The organism is Nocardioides soli (assembly GCF_014191495.1).
Lineage (GTDB): Bacteria > Actinomycetota > Actinomycetes > Propionibacteriales > Nocardioidaceae > Nocardioides > Nocardioides soli.
The window spans coordinates 810,434-825,924 of sequence record NZ_JACHWR010000002.1; the positions used below are offsets into that span (position 1 = coordinate 810,434).

The 15,491-nt window shown below is 68.3% G+C and carries 10 protein-coding genes; 2 read left to right on the forward strand and 8 right to left on the reverse strand.

Features of this window, described 5'->3' with window-relative positions:
* The first annotated feature begins 204 nt into the window (after positions 1–204).
* Both FHU40_RS14385 and FHU40_RS14390 read left to right on the forward strand, forming a co-directional pair.
* Positions 205–2,055 carry a TolB family protein gene (locus FHU40_RS14385; protein WP_183592980.1) on the forward strand — a complete coding sequence of 617 codons (1,851 nt, stop codon included), beginning with the start codon at positions 205–207 and terminating at the stop codon, positions 2,053–2,055.
* Positions 2,056–2,318: 263 nt separating this feature from the next.
* On the forward strand, positions 2,319–2,750 hold the full coding sequence (locus FHU40_RS14390) for a hypothetical protein (RefSeq protein ID WP_183592981.1): 432 nt from the start codon (positions 2,319–2,321) through the stop codon (positions 2,748–2,750).
* 377 nt (positions 2,751–3,127) lie between these two features.
* Here the strand turns inward: FHU40_RS14390 and FHU40_RS14395 are convergent, their stop codons facing one another.
* The 8 genes from FHU40_RS14395 to FHU40_RS14425 all read right to left on the reverse strand — a co-directional run bounded on the left by FHU40_RS14395 (position 3,128) and on the right by FHU40_RS14425 (position 15,481).
* On the reverse strand, positions 3,128–4,486 hold the full coding sequence (locus FHU40_RS14395) for an IS1380 family transposase (RefSeq protein WP_183590707.1): 1,359 nt from the start codon (positions 4,484–4,486) through the stop codon (positions 3,128–3,130).
* Between the two features lie 121 nt (positions 4,487–4,607).
* On the reverse strand, positions 4,608–7,814 hold the full coding sequence (locus FHU40_RS14400; RefSeq protein WP_183592982.1) for a PKD domain-containing protein: 3,207 nt from the start codon (positions 7,812–7,814) through the stop codon (positions 4,608–4,610).
* A 1,088-nt stretch (positions 7,815–8,902) separates the two neighbouring features.
* Entirely contained in the window at positions 8,903–10,039 is a 1,137-nt protein-coding gene (locus tag FHU40_RS14405) for a YbfB/YjiJ family MFS transporter (protein WP_183592983.1), read from the reverse strand.
* Positions 10,040–10,059: 20 nt separating this feature from the next.
* Positions 10,060–11,418, reverse strand: coding sequence for an NAD-dependent succinate-semialdehyde dehydrogenase (locus FHU40_RS14410; RefSeq protein WP_343057869.1), 1,359 nt, complete (start codon positions 11,416–11,418; stop codon positions 10,060–10,062).
* Between the two features lie 38 nt (positions 11,419–11,456).
* Positions 11,457–11,894 carry a cytidine/deoxycytidylate deaminase family protein gene (locus FHU40_RS28290; protein ID WP_246390594.1) on the reverse strand — a complete coding sequence of 146 codons (438 nt, stop codon included), beginning with the start codon at positions 11,892–11,894 and terminating at the stop codon, positions 11,457–11,459.
* Positions 11,891–12,829 carry an ABC transporter permease gene (locus tag FHU40_RS14415; protein WP_183592985.1) on the reverse strand — a complete coding sequence of 313 codons (939 nt, stop codon included), beginning with the start codon at positions 12,827–12,829 and terminating at the stop codon, positions 11,891–11,893. The genes FHU40_RS28290 and FHU40_RS14415 overlap by 4 nt, the downstream gene beginning before the upstream one ends.
* A complete protein-coding gene (locus FHU40_RS14420) occupies positions 12,826–13,938 on the reverse strand; it encodes an ABC transporter permease subunit (RefSeq protein ID WP_183592986.1) in 1,113 nt (370 codons plus the stop codon). Before FHU40_RS14420 ends, FHU40_RS14415 begins: the two co-directional genes overlap by 4 nt.
* A complete protein-coding gene (locus FHU40_RS14425) occupies positions 13,928–15,481 on the reverse strand; it encodes an ABC transporter ATP-binding protein (protein ID WP_183592987.1) in 1,554 nt (517 codons plus the stop codon). Before FHU40_RS14425 ends, FHU40_RS14420 begins: the two co-directional genes overlap by 11 nt.
* Positions 15,482–15,491: the final 10 nt, after the last annotated feature.

Genomic DNA, 15,491 nt, shown 5'->3' on the forward strand with positions numbered 1-15,491 from the left:
TAGCACCAGGAATAGCGATCACGAGGTCCTGGTCCAACCGCAGAGGTTCCTGTTGTGAGCGGTTTGTGAGCGCGTGCTGAAACGATAGTCCATTCCGCAGGTCCGCAGAGTCCTGCCTCCCGACATCGTCAGAAAGGTGAACGCTTCGTGAGTCGTATCCGACGTTCCAAGATTTCCTATTCTGCTCGCGGCCAAGGCCCGCAGGTGGCCGCGCTGGTGGGTGCCGCTGCGCTGTCCGCAACCTTGCTCGCGGCCGTACCCGTCGGTGCGGCCTACGCGGCATCGGGACCTACGACGGTTCAAGTCAGTGTGTCGACCGGCGGTTTTGGGCCTGATAACGGTGGCAATGGCGGCAGCCGTGGTACAGAGCGACGCTTGCTCAGCGACGATGGCCGGTACGCGGTGTACGAGTCAAGTGGTCCGGTTGTTCCCGGCCAAGGGCCGCTGGACTGGCAGATCGTGCGTCGTGACCGGCAGTTGGGCACCACGGAGCTGATCTCCAGGAGCACCGCTGGAGTCAAAGCCAATGGCCGGAGCAGCAACCCCTCGATGAGCGCCGATGGCCAGACCATCGCATTCGTCTCTGATGCCTCGAACCTGGTGGCCGGTGACACCAACGGCCACAATGACGTGTTCGTCCACGACGCGCGTACCGGGGTGACGAGTAGGGTCAGCGTGACCAGCGCAGGCGCCCAGGTCACGGCCCTTGGGAGCGGCACCAATGTGATGGGTCCGCCGAGTCTGAGTGCCGACGGCCGCTATGTAGGGTTCGCGACCTCTGTGGCAGGGCTGGCCCCAGGGGACAGCAATATGGCCAACGCCTACCTGCACGACCGGGCGAGTGGCACCACTGAGGTCGTGAGTCTCTCCCACCTGGGGGTGGCCGTTGACGTCTCGTCCATGTCGACAGTGAGCGTCAGTGCCGACGGAGACGTGGTGTCCTTCTACTCGGGCAACGCATCGGTGGTTCCCGGTGACACCAACGGTGATCCTGACGTGTTCGTGCGCAACCGATCCGCTGGCACCACCGTGATGGTGCCCGCCGGTCAGGAAGGTGTTGTCCGCCACGCCATGACCCCGGATGGACGTTTCGTGGTCTTTGAGAGTGCCACCAACAACCTGGTTCCAGGTGACACCAACGGCCAGCAGGACATCTTCGTGCATGACACGCAGACGTCCACTGTTGAGAGAGTCAGCCTCGGGAGCGGACGCACTGAGGCCAACGGGTTCAGTTCCATGCCGGCCATCAGCAACGATGGCCGTTACGCGACGTTCACGTCTGAAGCAACGAATCTGGTGCCCGGCGACACCAACGGCGAGGCAGACGTGTTCCTGCACGACCGAGTGACCGGGCAGACGACCCGCGTCAGCGTGGCCGCAAATGGAACTCAGAACTCGACGTCCTCGCGCAGTCCAGCCATCAGCGGCGACGGCCAGCACGTCATGTTCGAAAGCCACGGACGCGACCTCACCAGCGTCAACACGAAGACCTGGGGCCAGGTCTTCGTGCGCGACCTCACCGGCAGATGGCCTGCACTGCATGCCCGCATCGATGCACTGCCCCCCAGGGTCGCTCCCAACAGCACCTACCGAATCGCGACCCTGGACATTCGTACTGGGCCGGCACTGGAGATCACTTGGACCCCAGCCGGTGGCGGTGCTGTAGTGCGGCAGTCGGCGGTGGTCAGCGGTAACGCGTTCGTGCTGCGCAGCCCCAAGAAGCGCGGCAAGTATGTGGTGCGTGTCAGCTATGCCGGCCACGAGATCGGTAGCCGTGCCACCAACGTGCTCCAACCCGCCATCAAACCGCTACCCAAGGCCCTGAAACGTGGCAAGACCCTCACCGTCAAGACGACTGGGCTGAACCGTGGGGACAAGGTCAAGGTGACGTTCAAACCGGTTGGCTCAAATCGCGGCAAGACCATCAATCGACGCTCGACGGTCAACAAGAAGGGTGTCGCCAAGGTCAAGGCAGCACCGCGCGCTGGCCAGTACCGCGTCACCGTCCGAGCAGACGGAAAGATCCTGGGCAAGGCAGCCATGAGACTGCGCTAGACACCACGCTTCCTACTGAAGCAGGAGTCATGGGGTCGGGCGTCACAGCACTGTGGCGCTCGACCCCGAGTGCGTATCCACCTCAACCTATCCTGCTCTTCGTTGTGCCCCTCGGGGACGCCAAGCCGTCCATGTCGTCGACTCCCGCAACCTCGGCGTCCGTACCACCCGACAGTGCCTGCCGGACTGCGACCGCATCTGTGAGTTCGTCGAAGGGTTCGCGGCGATCGTCGTGCTCGACGCAGGGCCGTCAGACGACCGCCGTGATCAACACCGATGTCTCGCTCAACACGGTGGCCCCTTTCCTCGAGTTCACCACGAAGACGACCGCCAAGAAGGTTCCGAAGCCCGAGCCGAAGTCGCTGATCGAAGCGCTCAACACGAAGCAGGCGGCGCTCATCAAGGTCCGCGCGAACGGCACCAAGCGCTCGCTCCCGTACCTCGCGGTCGGGACGGACGAGCGGAAGGCTGGTGGAGAAGGGCGAGACCGTCGCCGCGATCGCGGAGGACCTGAACGTGTCCCCGGCGACGGCTCGCCGGTTCCTGACGAACCTGGCCCTGGCGAAGGCCGTCGAGGCTGGCAGTCCCGACAAGGCGCGGACGAAGGGCTCGAAGGAGGTCGTCGTCCACACCGCTACCGCGAACGGCGTGACGCCGAAGTACCAACCGTCACGAGGGGCTGGCCTACGGGCTAGCCCCTCGTGACGTCGACAATGCACCGCTCAACGCCACGGCGTCCGGACACGAACCCTGACTATGACCGCCGGGCGACCCAGTGGCCATCACCGGAAGTTCTTCGGGTGGCCCGCACCCCGGGCACGCACCTCGCGGCGTTGCCGTCGCTTGCTGGACGAGCAAGTAGAGCCGGGCTCCGGCGCCTTGCGATGCACGCACCCTGAGCACGGGCCACCCCCGAGGAACTTCCAGCGACTACCACTAGCCTCGATCTTTCATGACGTCGGTGGATCGGGTGTCGTGCTGAGCTGATGGGCTTTGGTGGCCGCTGGCGCGGTGAATCGCCGGCCCTCTTGCCGGTTCTCCGAGGTCCTGGTCGTTCGGGCTGGGCGGGTGTTCAGGTGAGGGCGGCGAGTCGGCGGTGTCCGCCGAGGACGAGGTCAGCCCAGGGCCATCGCCGCGACAGGCGCAGGATCCGACGTCGGCCGGTGGTGATCACCCGGCCGGCGACCGCGAGGAGTCGCAGTCGGATCCGTTTGGGTTCCCAGACCCGCGCTGGTTGTCCGTGCCAGGCCAGGACCTGGGTCCAGGTCATGAGTTCGGCGGCGAGCTGGGTCAGCTCGAGCCAGAGCTGGTTCTTGTCGAACCCCTGCAGCGGGAGGTTGGTCGCCCCGGTGTCCTTCAGGGCGCGGATGCGGTCCTCGGCGCGGGCCCGGAGCCGGTGGGTGACCTCGAGATCAGCCAGCCGGCCGCTCTTGGTGTTGGTGGCGAACACCGTGATCCGCCAGCCCTCGTGATCGGTGATCCGCAACTGGGCTCCTGGGTGGGGCCGCTCGCGGCGGGCGATCACCCGCATCCCGGGCGGCCAGCCCGTGAACGTGGTCGGCAGCCACCGAGTCAGCTCGGCGACCTGAGCGCCCTCACGCGGCCGTCCGTCGGCATCGAGTGCCCTGCGCCACGCCTGCTTCGGCAGCACCGCGAGGGCGTCGAGAACGGGCTGACGACCGTAGACGCCCACCGAGTACTCCAGACCCAAGTTGTGGACGTGCCACACGAACGCGTGGACCCCCGAGCCGGTGTCACCACGCACCAGCACCCGCGACCGCAGGTGCTCGGGGAGTTGGGCGAGGGCCTCATCGAGGACCCTGATCTGGTCAGCGGCGTCGTTGGCGGCCGCCTTCCCCGGCCGCAGCATCGCCGCCAACGGCTCACCGGAGCCACCCTGACCGTGGTCGACGAAGGCGAGCATCGGGTGGAACCCGAACCCGCGCTTGAAGTTCGGCGTCGCACCCTCCTTTTCCGAGTGCGCCCCGATCAGGGTGGCATCAAGATCGACCACCACCTGCTCCTCATCGGCGAAGGGCGTGCGCTGCGCCCACACTCGATCGCGAGCAACCGCACGAGCGGCCCGGATCGCCGCGATCGCTTCCTCAGGTCGCTCAGCCAAGGCCTCGATGAGGCGGCTGACCGTCGGGTCGGAGGCCACCGACCCGAACAGCTCCGGCTGGGCCCGGACCACGCCGATGTCGGCCAGGCAGTCGCCACCCAACGCGATCGCAACCGCCAGATCCAGCACCGTCTTGCCCGGGTCGTGCGTCGACCTGCTCGAGCGCCACGGCGCCAACCCATCCGCCAATGCCGTTGCCAGCCCGCTCACACGGGCCGTCGACAACAAAATCGCCGCGCCCGCCGACGAGATCAGCGACTCGCCCCCGCACTCGACACGAAGACCAGAACCAGCCGGGATAACCTTCACCTACGGAGTGCCTTTCCGCTTGGCTTCCTTGGACCTTCGACAAGCCCAAGAATCCCTCGCAGGACAGGCACTTCCGTGCGTTACACGCCGTACTCAGTCACGACTACGTGAAAGATCGAGGCTAGTTCAGCCCGCCCGCCGCCACGACGTTCGCCCCGCCGGCCGCGACGACGTTCGCCCCGCCCGCAGCGACAACCTTTGCCCCATCGGGGAGCGTGATGATGTTGCCACCGCCGGCCGAGACTACGTTGGCGCCGCCCGCGGCGATGACGTTGAGCCCGCCGGCGGCCACGACGTTGGCGCCGCCCGCGGCGATGACGTTCATCCCACCGGCAGCCACGACGTTGCCGCCTCCGGCCGAGACGACGCCGTTGCCCCGCACGAGCCAGAGGCCGCTGGCGACCGTCTGGGGGTTGACTGCCTGCGGCGCCTTGGTCACCGGTCCGCGCCACAGCTGCGCCACGCTGACCTGGTGGTTCTTGGCGATGGCGAGGATGCCGTCGGCGGTCGGCTGCACCGCGGCTGCGACCGCTCCGCCCCACTCGCGCACGCACTGCGCGACGAGCCCGAAGAAGTCCCCGATGCCGATTCGTTGCGCGGTTGCCTGGTATCTCGCGGACCCGCGCTTCTTCACGGGGCCAGGGACGAACTTCGCGGCGCTTCCGGAGCCGCTGCGCTTGAAGCTCTGGCCGATCGCCGTCACGAAGCCAGTCTGCTTGGAGCGATCCACGACCTTGAACTCGGTCGAACCGTAGATCGAGTCACCAGAGGCGTCGCTCCACTGCACGAGCACCCGGATCGTCCCGGCCTTGGTGGGCGTGAGCTTGATCGGCGCCACGCCGGACTCGATCGACTTGGAGGTGACCTCGCCGCCGCCGGCTCCGCTGAGATCCCAGGTCACGCTGGCGCGGTTGAGCGCCCGGCCCGAACGGTCACGCAGGATGATGCCGGCGACGTTGCGCTGGCCTGCGGTGAGCTGCAGATCGCCGTTGGCCGACGGCACTGGACCCGGATCTGTGGTGCCGAGGAAGCCGGTGTTCTTCCAGATCACGATGTCCGTCTTGGCCTGGTCGCTGGGGATCGTCACGAGGAGGTCGTCGAGGTCCTTACTGAGGCTCTTGACGGTCGGTTCGTGGACCTTCGCCGAGGATGTGAGCCGAAGGTCCGGCGTCCCGCAACCGGCAGCCTTGAGTTGAGCGAGCGCGAGATCGAGCTCATCCTGCTTGATGGTCGAGCGCAGCTGGGCGCATTTGTTGCGGTCTGATCTCGCGCCCGCCCAGTAGCGCAGGACGACGGGGGCCGGGGCGCTGGCGCTGCCCGCGACGCGGGCGCGCGCGGCGGGCGTCTGGCTGACCACATCGCCGACCTTCCACTTCCCACCGCCGGGGCGCTTCCCGAGCTTGGCCGCGTCGCTGATGACCCGCTCGACCTTGGTGTCGGCGTACACGAGCGCCCGCTCGATCCGCTCTCGGGCGTCGTCGAGGGGACGGCCGGCGACGGCCGGCACGACCCGCTGGCCGTTGGTGTTCACGGTGCTGCGGACCACGAACCCGCTGGGCGCGTCGTCGGCTGCAGGCGGGGGGACGTGGACGTCCGGGTTCGGCGCCGGTGCCGGTGTCACCGGGCTCCGGGCGTCCACCACGACGACGTTGAGGGCATGGTCGGTCTGGTCGTCGCCGTCGCTGACGCGCAGCTCCACGGGATAGGTCCCGGCCGCTTCGAAGACGGCCGTCGCCTGCTCGCCGCTGGCGTCGTCGAAGTCGCCGTCACCGTCGAAGTCCCACGCCCACGACGTGATCGGCCCGTCCGCGTCGGTCGAAGTCGAGGTGAACCTGACGAGCTGGCCCGCCTGCGGCGGATGAGGCGACCATGTGAACGACGCGACGGGTGCCTGCGGCGTGGTGCCGTCGGCGTACGTCGAGCCGATGAGCACGTCCTTGTCGTCGTCGGCGAGGTCCTCCGCGCGCCACACGATGACCGGCGTGCCGCCGGGGCCGGCGGCCACCAGCGGCGCCTGCGAGCGGCGTGCCGTCGGGCTGACGCGCACCGGCGCGGAGGGGGTCCCTCCGGGCACGACCTGGGCCGTGAGGATGGCGTGGTCGTAGTTGAACGGGTTCTCGCTCTTGTCGCCGAGGTCGATACCCCACGCAGCGGTCGCCGTACCGTCGGCGGCGACGGTCACTCCCGGCGCCCAGGGCAGGGTCGCGTTGTAGCCGGTCTCGTCGCCGAGCGACTGGGCGGCGCCCCATGCGCCGGCCGCCGAGCGCATGATCACGATGGGTCGTGCGCCGTTGGTCGTCGGGGACGCCTCGAACGCGCCGAGCGCGATGACGCCGCTGGCATTGCGCGCGAACCCAGCTTGCCAGGTGTCGCCGTAGCCACCGGTCTGATCGTTGGCGAGCCCGAGCCTGCGGTTGGAGAGCATGGTGTGCGCACCGACGGTGCCGGTCGCGCTGATCGTCGTCGCGTAGGTCTTCGCGTAGGAGGCGGGGACCTCCTCCGGGTCCGGGTCGACCTCGGCCGAGTACACGAGGACTGCTTGGGCACCGTCGGCGATCATCGCCAGCTCCACGAGGCCCAGGCGCGCCGTGCCGGCGCACCCGTCCGGGCGAATGCCCTGCGCGGTCGACCAGCTGCCGCCGAGCGGTCGCACGGAGTAGCGCACGGTGCTGCAGGCGCCGCTGTAGTACCACCATGCAGCGACGGTCGTGCCGTCGTCGAGCGCGACGACGGTCGAGGCGGTCGCCTGGTCGGTGCCACTGTTGCCGGGGTCGACCGGGTTGAGCGTCTGGGCCGGCTCGAAGCCGAGAATCGGCGTGATCGCGTCGGGGTCGTCGATCCCGAACGAGCGAACCCGCAGGTCGTGCGGGCGGTTGGGCGGCGCCCAGTGTCGCCTGGACCAGGTGACCGTGGCCGTGCCCTCCTCGTCGAGCACGATGGTGGCGTCGTTGTTGCTGTCTGCGCCGTTGGCCGGGTCGTAGGGTGCGACCGGCGTCGCAGCCGTCCACGCGGACCGTCCACGCGGCCGCATCGCCACCCACGGTGCGCAGGTCATGGGGCCGTAGCCGTCGCACTCTTCCCACAGCACGGCGGTGTCGCCGGCGGCGTTGGCGGCGACCTCGACCCAGGCGGGCCCGCGCATGATTGTCGCTCCAGCGGGACGCAGCGTCTGCGCGCTGCCCCAGCTGCCGGTCGCGGCCGAACGGGTGACGACCTTGATCGAGCAGCCGAGCGACAGGTCGGGATTCTGGGGGTCTCGTTCGCCGCACCACTGGTAGGCCGCAGTCACCCGGCCGTCGCCGTCAGCGGCGAGGTCGGCTGCGAGCATGCCTTGCTCAGTGCCTGCGGGCGGTGACACCGGCTCTGACGCACGCCATGCGGCGGCGGCACTGCCGGGGATCAGCAGGAGTCCGGCCAACGACAAGGCGACAGCGGACCGCAATGGGGATGGCGACATCAGAACTCCGGGTGTCGAGACGCGAGCGAAGAGTGCGGGTGAGAACCTGCCATCCCGGGCTGGCAGGCCGGAGCGTACCGGACCCGCCCGCGAGTGCGTGGCAAGTCCAGCCGCGTGCGGGGCTCTCGAGCACGCCTTCTGTACCCGCGGCCGCGAAGGCATCACTGATCGGCGGCCGTCCGCGTGCGCGCGTCAGGCTCCTCGACCCCCAGGTCACACAGCGCCCGGCCGGACTCCCCAGTTGACGAGGTCATCAAGGCGACGACCAGGATCGGCCACCGCCCAGCGAGGCAGCTTCTTCTGCACCCTCAGTGCTAAGTACTTCCGTATCAGCCGTTGCTGCAACCGCAACGCTGCCTCCTCGCTCGACGAGCCCTCGCTCGTACCGCTGCCGCATCTCTCGGGGCCGCTGCACCGAACTGTGACGGTCGGTCACGCGGCCCGGTCGGCCAGTGTGGTCATGTGGACGAAGCTGCCAGTGTCACCGCCGTGATGACCTGTTCGGTCGCCTGCTTCTCACGTGCGTGTCGCTGCGCGGCCAACAGTCATGGATGCCGAAGCGCAGACGCGTCCGCACCAGTCAGCCGACCGCTGCCGCCGCCCGCCCGCCTGCTCGAGCGGATCCGAGAGCGTCCGACGATGCCGAGCTTCGGCGTCCGACGGCCCACGAGCTTGTTCGCTGATCTCGCCGACCTCGAGCTGCGCGATCTCGCGGAGAGCACCGAGGACAACTACCACGTCGGCCGAGATCACTACCGGCCGTGTCGAGTGGTTGCTCGGAAGGAGGGGCTCGGTGCGAGCTCGGCGACGAGGATCGCGGACCCCGTCGTCGGACGTCGGCGATGATGCCGCGCCGGTTGGCGCCGTCCTGGCGCGGGGATCCTGCACCTGCCACCAGTTGGGGAAGGCTCTCCGACCTGCGTCCGCAGGTCAGAGACCCCTCTCGTTGGATGGTTGCCTCACGTGACCGATCCTGGATTCGCCGGCGCGGGGCGGGTGCCTGCCAAGACGCCAGCAACGCCGGCTCCGATGGCCAGGACGACGGCAGCGACCATGAGCGACGAGCGGTATCCGCCGGCCAGGAGTGGTGCGGCCAGCAACGGCCCTACCACCTGCCCGCCGCCATAGCCGAGTGTCATCAGCACGACGTCATTCCTGCGGCCGGTGTCACGGGCCACCATCAGCGCCAGCCAGGGAACGGCGATGATGGTGGCGCCGAACAGCATGCCCGACGCCAGGGCGGCGGAGGGTGCAGTGGTCAGCACGGGAAGCGCAGCGGCGACCGCTTGCACCAGTAGCGCCATCGTCAACGCCGTAGCCCGCCGGACCCGCAGTGTCAGCCAGGTCCAGCAGGCGCAGGACGGGAGGGCGACCAGCCCGACGGCTACCCAGACCATCGACCCGACCCGGACCGGCGCGTTCTCGGAGACCGCTGCGACGAGAAAGGTGCCGATGATGATGTAGCCGACGCCCTCGATCGCGTATGCCACCCAGACCAGGCGGAATGGCCACGGGCCCGCAGGGGTGCCGCCCCTGCGCGTCTGCTCGTCAGCCGAGTGGACCCCGGCTGGTGAGCCCTTTCCCCAAGCCGCCACTCCCAGGGCGCATCCGACCGCGCCGGCAAGCCACCAGGCCTCTCGCCAGGCAGCATCGCCCAGGAGAGCGATCACGACTCCCGAGAGGACAATCCCGGCTCCGACTCCACCGAATCCCCAAGCCGCTGTGGTGCGACGAGCCACGCCACTCAACAGGTCGTCGACGCCGAGGACGAACAGCACGGCACCGCCGACCCCGGCCAGGAACCGTAGCGCCCCCCACGTGACGAGGCCGTCGGTCATGCCCATGGCGAAGAGGCTCAGGCAGATCGTGACGATGCAGACCCGGCGGAGGGGCAGGAGGTGAACGCGCCCCCGGAGGCCGAGGGCCCCGAGTGCTCCGATCGCGTAGCCGAGGTAGTTGAGGGTGGCGAGTACCGAGCCCGCCCTCGGCGACACGCCGGCGTGCTCCGTCATCAGGGGCAGGATCGGCGTGAAGACGAAGCGGCCGACACCGACCCCGAGGGCGAGCAGGCAGGCTGATCTGACCAGCAGTGGCATACTGTGCCGGGCGGTCGTGGTCAGAGCCGGACGATGCGCTTGTTCATGAACTCCTCGATGCCCAGCGAACCGAGCTCGCGACCCATGCCGGAGCGCTTGATCCCACCGAACGGCAGGTCTGCCTGCGAGCCCTCCGGGGCGTTGATGTAGACCATGCCGACCTCGAGCCGACGACCGATCTCCCGGGCACGCTCGACGTCGGTGCTGAAGACGGCGGCACCGAGTCCGTACGGGTTGTCGTTCGCCAGCCGGACTGCCTCGTCTTCATTCTCGGCGCGATAGACGACGGCGACCGGGCCGAACAACTCCTCGGAGTAGGCATCGGTGCCCGGGCGAACGTCCGTCAGCACTGTTGCCTCGATGAAGGAGCCCGGACGGTCGAGGCGGCGGCCGCCGGTGCGGACGACGGCCCCTTGCTCGACCGCCTTGGCGATCTGGGCGGAGAGGTTGTCGGCGGCCTCGGCCGACGACAGCGGCGCCAGGGTAGTCGATTCCTCCTCGGGATCCCCCGGTGTGAGGCGGGCGGCCTCCGCTGTCACCGCTGCGACGAAGTCGTCGTAGATGTCCGACAAGACGATCATCCGCTTCGGCGCGTTGCATGCCTGTCCGGCATTGCCCATCCTCGCCGCAACGGCGAGCGCCGCGGTCTCCTGCACGTCCGCGGTGTCCAGCACGATGAAGGGGTCGGAGCCGCCCAGCTCGAGCACCACCTTCTTGAGGTTCTGGCCGGCTGCGGCGGCCACCGCCGCACCGGCTCGCTCGCTCCCCGTCAGCGATACGCCGTGGATGCGCGGGTCGGCGAGCATCCAGGCGATCTGCTCGTTGCTGGCATAGATGTTGATGTAGGCGCCGGTCGGCACTCCGGCGTCGTGCAGAAGCTTCTCGATGGCCGCCGAGGACGTCGGGCAGTTCGGTGCGTGCTTGAGCAGGATGGTGTTGCCGAGCAGCAGGTTCGGCGCAGCGAAGCGGGCGACCTGGTAGTACGGATAGTTCCAGGGCATGATGCCGATGAGCGCGCCGATCGAGCGCTTCTCGATGATCGCCCGACCACCCTCGACCTCGATCGACTCGTCGGCCAGCATGGACTCACCGTTGTCGGCGTAGTACCGGAAGATGTTCGCCGTGAGCGCCAGCTCGCCCTTCCCCTCCGCCGGGCGCTTACCCATCTCGCGCATGACCAAGAGGGCGAGCTCATCGGCGCGCTCCTCAAAGAGTTCGGCCGCTCGACGCAGTCGAGCTGCGCGCTCAGCCAGGGGCGCCTCTCGCCACCTCTGGTGCGCGGCGTCGGCCCGTTCGACGGCGTCGTGGGCCGCCTGGTCGGTCATGGTGGGGAACTCTTGCTCCACGGCTCCGGTGGCCGGGTTGATGACTCGGTACACGAATGGTCCCTTCTCGAGAAGATACGGGGTGGTGAGGGTCAGGAGGGCGACTCGCCCGGCAGCAGCCACGGCGCGGGGAGCAGGTCGCCGAAACGGGCACGGACGAGCCCGCCGAGGTGCGGCAGAACGACCGTCATCGACGGTACGAAGAACCCGAGTACCTCGCGGCAGACACCGCATGGAGAGGTGGGCTCCGGTCGGTCTGCCTCCGTCATGCGAATCACCGATGCGCAAGCCACGGGCTCGGCGAGGCCCTGGGAGAGCACCATTCCGAGTGCGATCTGCTCCGCACAGAGGTTCACGCGGCGCGAGCCCAGGTGGAGACCCGTGACGACGGAGCCATCTGCCAAGCGGAGCGCTGCGGCGACGTGGTGCCGGCCGGTCCGGAAGCCTGTGTCGAGCGCCGCCGTCGCCGCCTTCACGAGTGCCCGATCCAGGTCGTCGATCGGCTCGGTCGCGATGATGATGTCACTCATTCCGGTACCTCCCGGCGTCGTGTGGAGCCCAGGCGCCACATTCGGATTGCGCAGGTGATGCTGATCGCCACGATGGCCAGGACGTAGGGCACCATCTCGACGATGTCCGGGGGCAGCGCGAGATCGCTCAGCTGCATTCGTAGTCCGAGCGCCTCGGCCAGGCCGAACACCAGGCTCGCCGCCAAGGTGCCCCACGGCTGCAGCTGGCCGAAAATCGCAGCGCTGAAGCCGGTGAATCCGCGGCCGGCCGTCATGCCCACGGTGAACTCCGATGCATACCCGAGCGACAGGTGGGCGCCGGCCAGACCACACAGGACCCCGGAGTAGAGGACCGCCGTGGCCCTGACCAGGATCGGTGAGACGCCTGCGGTGCGCGCCGCGTCAGGCTTCTCGCCGACGGCGCGGATGGCGAGACCCAGCGGCGTCCGGTACAGCAGCACGTGGGTGAACGCGACCAGTCCGAGGGCGACGTAGACCAGCAGCGTCTGCCCGCTGATCGCCGGGCCGATGATCGGTATGTTCTCGACCCAGGGGATGTCGATGGCCGGCAGTCCGTGCATCCCCTCCGGCCGGTAGGTGCCCCGCACGTCGAAGATGGTCTGGAGCAGGAAGCCGGTGAGTCCGACCGCTAGCAGGTTGATCGCAATGCTGGCGACGATGTCGTTCGCGTTGAACTTGAGCACTGCGAGCGCCAGTAGTGCGCTTGTCAGCGTGCCCGCGAGGATGCCGCCGAGGATTCCCAGGTACAGGTTTCCCGTCCACGCCGTCACGGCGATCGCCGCGAAGGAGCCGCTGATCATCTGGCCCTCCAGCGCGATGTTGTAGATGCCCGCGCGCATCGTGAGCAGACCACCGAGCGCCGCTAGGAGCACCGGCGTCGCGACCCGAATGGTGCTGGTCAGGAGGTCTGAGTCGAAGAAGTCTGAGAGGTTCATGCGCCCTCCTTCTCTTGGACACTGCGAACGAAGCGACTGAGGAGCCTCGGCTGACGACGGCCCAGGAACTGGTATCCGACCCGCGCAGTGATGACCAGGATCACGATCGCGGAGATGATGTCCACGACGTCGCGAGGAGTCTCCGTCTGCAACTGCAGCGTCGTTCCACCGGCCTTGAGACCGCCGAAGAACACACCGCCGAGGATGATCCCGAATGGGTTGTTCCCAGCCACGAGCGAGACCGCGATGCCTTGGAACCCGAGGTTGGCCGCGAACTCACTGGGCAGCCGATGCATGGACCCGAGCACCTCGAGACCGCCGGCGAGGCCGGCAAGGGCCCCCGAGATGAGCATGGTTCGCACCACGATCCACGGATTGTTCATCCCCGCGTACGACGCGAACTGGCGGTTGTCGCCGAAGATGCTGATCTCGAAGCCGTGTCGGGACCTCATGAGGTACCAGCCGATGAAGATCGCGACGGCGACGCTGATGTAGAAGCCGACGGTCGCGGGCTCCTGCCACTTCAGTGGCCGCAACCACATGCTCTGATCGACCTGATCGGTCGACATCGAGGCCCCGAGTGCGCCCTGGCCCTTCATCGGACCGAGCACCAGCCAGGAGACCAGCAACGAGGCGATCTCGATCAACAGGATCGTGGTGATGATCTCCGGGACGCCCCAACGCACCCGCAGAATCGCGGCAGGCAGCGCCCAGAGGGCGCCTCCGGTGAGCGACGCGATGAGGACCACCAGCACGCCGAGGTTCGGGGAAAACAGCGGGGCGACGTATAGGGCGAAGGCCCCGCCGGCGAGAGCGCCGATGAGCAGCTGCCCGTCCATGCCGATGTTCCAGACCCGCGCCCGGAAGGCGACCGCCGTCGCGAGCCCGGTGAGGATCATCGGCGTCGCCCATCGGAGCATGCCGTAGAAGTCGGTAACGAAGCTGCCGAGCAGTGACTTGAAGACGGCCGGTACGTCGTAGCCGCTGACCAGGAGGACGACGGCCACGATCAGGAACGCCAGGAGGAGCGGTTCGAGCTGGCGCACGATGACTCTCAGTCCCGCGGTGGCCGCCGTCCGCATCCGCTGCATCGAGATGTCAACGCGCACGGTCGCCTCCCGTCATCGACTCGGCGTTGGACCGGCCGGGCGTGACTCCCGCCATGTGCATGCCAATCTCGTTCTCGTGGACCGCGGTGGGGTCCAGCTGCGCGACCAGGCGCCCCTCGTACATCACGTAGAGGTCGTCGGCCAGCTGCATGACCTCGTCCAGCTCCGCCGACACGAGGAGCACCGCGGCACCCCGGTCGCGCAGCGCGACGATCTCGCGGTGGATGTTCTCGATCGCGCCGATGTCGACGCCGCGGGTTGGTTGGGCGATGAGGACGACGTCCGGGTCCTGCGCCAGCTCCCGGGCGACGACCACCTTCTGCATGTTGCCGCCCGACAGCGCGGCAACGGGTTGGTCGTGGCGCCCGGCGATGCCGAAGCGACCGATCGCCTCCTCGGCGTTCGAGCGAACCTCCGCCCGGCGGATCACACCGAATCGTGTGAAGGATGCAGAGCGGTAGGTGGTGGCGACGAGGTTCTCCGCGACGGACCGGTTCGGAGCCAGCCCGCGCTTCAACCGGTCCTCCGGGATGTGGCTCATACCGAGCGTTCGGCGGCGCCGCGGCGAGGCGCCGGTGATCTCGACTCCGGACAGCCGGACCTCGCCCGAGAGGGTGGGTCTCAGACCGGCGAGGCACTCGATGAGCTCGGTCTGACCGTTGCCCTCGACCCCCGCGATCCCGGTGATCGTGCCCGCGCACAGGCTCAGGGATACGCCCCGCACCGCCTGATGGCCGCGGTCGTCGTTCGCAGCCAGATCCCTGACTTCCAGTACCGTGGCGCCCGACTCGGCCGGTGCCTTGGCGACCGTGGTCATCACCTCGCGGCCGACCATCGTGCGCGCGAGTGCTCGCTCGTCGGTCTCGCCTGCGGAGAACCGACCGGTCACCCGACCGCGCCGCATGACGGTGATCTCGTCGCTGACCGCCATCACCTCCTTCAGCTTGTGACTGATGAAGAGCGCGGACTTGCCGGACTCGGTCAGCTGACGCATCACGCGCCCGAGCTCGACGGCCTCCTGCGGCGTCAGGACCGCGGTGGGCTCGTCCAGGATGAGCAGCTCGGCGCCGCGGTAGAGGGCCTTGAGGATCTCCACGCGCTGCTGGCTCCCGACCGGCAGCTCGCCAACGCGATCGTCGGGATCGATCTGGAGCCCGTACTCGTCGCTCACCCGGCGCACGATCTCGCGCGCCTGCCGGCGATTGATCAGCCCCCCGCGGGTGGGCGCGGAGCCGATGATGACGTTCTCGGCGACACTCAGCGACGGGACCAGCATGAAGTGCTGGTGAACCATGCCGATGCCACGTCGGATGGCGTCGTGCGGGCCGGTGAGGTCCACGCGCTCGCCATTGATGTCGATGCTCCCGAGATCTGGCCTGACCATGCCGTAGAGCACGTTCATGAGCGTCGACTTCCCGGCGCCGTTCTCGCCGACGATGGCGTGTACGGTGCCGGGTTCCACGACGAGATCAATGCCGTCGTTCGCGGTGAGGTCCCCGTACCGTTTCGTGATCTGGTGCATCTCGACCCGCAGCGTCGTCATTCGCCTGGCT

Coding starts and splice junctions, on each gene's coding strand:
- FHU40_RS14400 (WP_183592982.1), bottom strand. CDS start 7,814: ATGCTCGCAGCCGACCTCGCCGCTGACGGCGACGGCCGGGTGACTGCG.
- FHU40_RS14405 (WP_183592983.1), bottom strand. CDS start 10,039: ATGCCACTGCTGGTCAGATCAGCCTGCCTGCTCGCCCTCGGGGTCGGT.
- FHU40_RS28290 (WP_246390594.1), bottom strand. CDS start 11,894: ATGAGTGACATCATCATCGCGACCGAGCCGATCGACGACCTGGATCGG.
- FHU40_RS14415 (WP_183592985.1), bottom strand. CDS start 12,829: ATGAACCTCTCAGACTTCTTCGACTCAGACCTCCTGACCAGCACCATT.
- FHU40_RS14425 (WP_183592987.1), bottom strand. CDS start 15,481: ATGACGACGCTGCGGGTCGAGATGCACCAGATCACGAAACGGTACGGG.